Origin of the sequence: Companilactobacillus versmoldensis DSM 14857 = KCTC 3814, from assembly GCF_001434295.1 — a bacterium.
GTDB classification, from domain to species: domain Bacteria; phylum Bacillota; class Bacilli; order Lactobacillales; family Lactobacillaceae; genus Companilactobacillus; species Companilactobacillus versmoldensis.
The window spans coordinates 1-2,380 of sequence record NZ_AZFA01000049.1; the positions used below are offsets into that span (position 1 = coordinate 1).

At 38.4% G+C, this 2,380-nt stretch carries 2 protein-coding genes; one reads left to right on the top strand and one right to left on the bottom strand.

What is annotated here, in order from left to right; all coding sequences use genetic code 11:
- Nucleotides 1–29: 29 nt before the first annotated feature.
- Nucleotides 30–1,031 (bottom strand): catabolite control protein A, encoded by a 1,002-nt coding sequence (gene ccpA, locus FC27_RS11380; protein ID WP_010624788.1) that lies wholly within the window; start codon nt 1,029–1,031, stop codon nt 30–32.
- Between the two features lie 166 nt (nt 1,032–1,197).
- Here ccpA and FC27_RS11385 point away from each other — a divergent pair, with 166 nt between their 5' ends.
- Nucleotides 1,198–2,298, top strand: a complete 1,101-nt coding sequence (locus FC27_RS11385; protein ID WP_010624789.1) for a M24 family metallopeptidase — start codon at nt 1,198–1,200, stop codon at nt 2,296–2,298.
- Nucleotides 2,299–2,380: the final 82 nt, after the last annotated feature.

Sequence of the window (2,380 nt, forward strand, 5' to 3'; positions counted from 1 at the left end):
CGATTTGACTTAGAGCCTTTTATTTTATATTAGTTTGTAGATTCACGTTTAACGATACTGTATGGCAATTTAACGGTATTTTCGTCGATTTGCTCTTGATTCATCATCTTAGTTAAAAGACGCATAGCAACCGCACCAATATCATATAATGGTTCCTCGATTGAACTTAATTTAGGACGTGTTACCTCACAGAGAACTGTGTTATTGCTGGTAAAGATCTCAAAATCATCAGGAATGCTTGTTGCTGACTTCATAGCTGAATTTAAAATACCTGAAGCAAGAAGATCTTCAGTAACATAGGCAGCTGTTGCACCACTGTTTTTAACAGCATCCCAAATTGCTTCACCTGCACGAACTGAATATTCTGCTTCGAAAACTAAATTGGATGAAAAATTGATATGAGCTTTTTTTAGAGCTTTCTTATAACCGTCAAGACGATATTTACCATCAATAGGATTTTCTAAACTGCCACCGACAAAGGCAATCTTCTTATGTCCGTTTTGGATTAACTGGCTGACTACATTGTAGACAGCATCGGTAAAGTCAATGTTAACACTTGCTGTCTCGTTATTACGGTCGACTGATCCAGCTAACACGATTGGAGTTTTTGAACTTCCAAGCGTACGCTTTAATTTCTTAGATAATTGCTTGCCCATATAAATCAAGCCATCAACCTGCTTGGAAAGCAAATTATTCAAGATTTGCTCTTCATCCCCGATATTCTCTTGAAGACTGGTCAAGATGATATTGTATTTATACATCGAGGCAACATCGTCAATACCTTTGGCTAACGATGCGAAGTATAAATCAGTTATATCAGGCAAGATAACACCGATTGTCGTACTCTTTTTACTAGCCAAGCCACGGGCAACAGCATTTGGCCGGTAATTGAGGCGATCAATAACCTCTAAAACCCGTTTCCTAGTTTCCTCTTTGACATTTGCATTCCCATTCACGACACGGGAAATGGTGGCCATAGATACATTGGCCGCTTCAGCCACGTCGTATATAGTTACCACTTTTTTTTCCATAGTATTACACTCTTTCACTTTTTCATTTAGTCATATTTAATTTATCAGACTATAACACAATTTGCAAGCGTTTACCTTGTTATTATAACAAGTTTTCATATTTTTTCAAAGCAAGAATTTAATTTTCAGTGTTATACTTTTGTTAAATAAGATTAAGGAGAAAAACATGAAGACACAATTATTAGAACTACAGAAATATCTGAGCAATAACAACTATGATATTGCCTACATTTCTGATCCGACCGACATTAACTATTTTACAGGTTTTTACAGCGATCCGGTAGAGCGAATTTTAGCTTTAATGGTATTTCCTGACAAAGATCCCTTTATTTTCGACCCTGCTCTTGAAGTTGGCTCTGTTAAAAAAGCAGGTTGGGATAAAAATGTCTTTGGTTATTTAGACAATGAGGATGGCTGGTCAATGCTTGCCGATGAAATCATGAAAGTCGCTGGCCAACCGAAAAACTGGGCAACTGAAAAAGATAACTTGACGGTCCAAAAATTCGAGATCATCAAACAACATTTTCCTGATGCAGAATTTCCTGGAAATTTGTCACGTTATATGGAAAATGCTCGTTTGATCAAAACTCCTGAAGAGATTGAGAACCTTAAGGCTGCTGGGCGTGAAGCTGATTTCGCATTTTCAGTCGGATTTGACGCCATTCAGGAAGGACGCACGGAACAAGATGTCGTTGCGGAAATAGAATACGCCATGATGAAAAAAGGTGCAATGCATATGAGCTTTGACACAATTGTGCAAGCGGGTGCAAATGCCGCCAATCCTCATGGTGGACCTGAAAAGAATTTACTCAAGAAAAATGAACTGGTCTTATTTGACTTAGGTACCGTTCATAACGGCTATATCAGTGATGCCTCTAGGACTATAGCCTTTGGTAAGCCCGATGACAAAGCCTTAGACATTTACAAGGTTGACTTGGAAGCGCAATATGCTGCCATGGACGCTGCTAAACCTGGTATCACAGCTGCTGAATTAGATAAGGTTGCTCGTGATATTATTGAAAAAGCTGGCTATGGTGAATACTTCATCCATCGTTTGGGACATGGTATGGGAACTTCAGAACACGAATTTCCATCAATTATGGCTGGAAATGATATGGTCTTGAAACCTGGCATGTGTTTCTCCATCGAACCTGGTATCTATATCCCTGATGTTGCTGGTGTCAGAATTGAAGATTGTGTTTACTTGACTGAGGATGGCAATGAACCATTCACACATACAAGTAAGGAATTAAAATATATCGACTAATAAATAATGGGTATTATTGGCGTTGATCTTACGATCGACGCTTTTTTTGTGGCACAAAAAAACGGGTCTAAACTTTCTGGTA

Coding starts and splice junctions, on each gene's coding strand:
- ccpA (WP_010624788.1), bottom strand. CDS start 1,031: ATGGAAAAAAAAGTGGTAACTATATACGACGTGGCTGAAGCGGCCAAT.
- FC27_RS11385 (WP_010624789.1), top strand. CDS start 1,198: ATGAAGACACAATTATTAGAACTACAGAAATATCTGAGCAATAACAAC.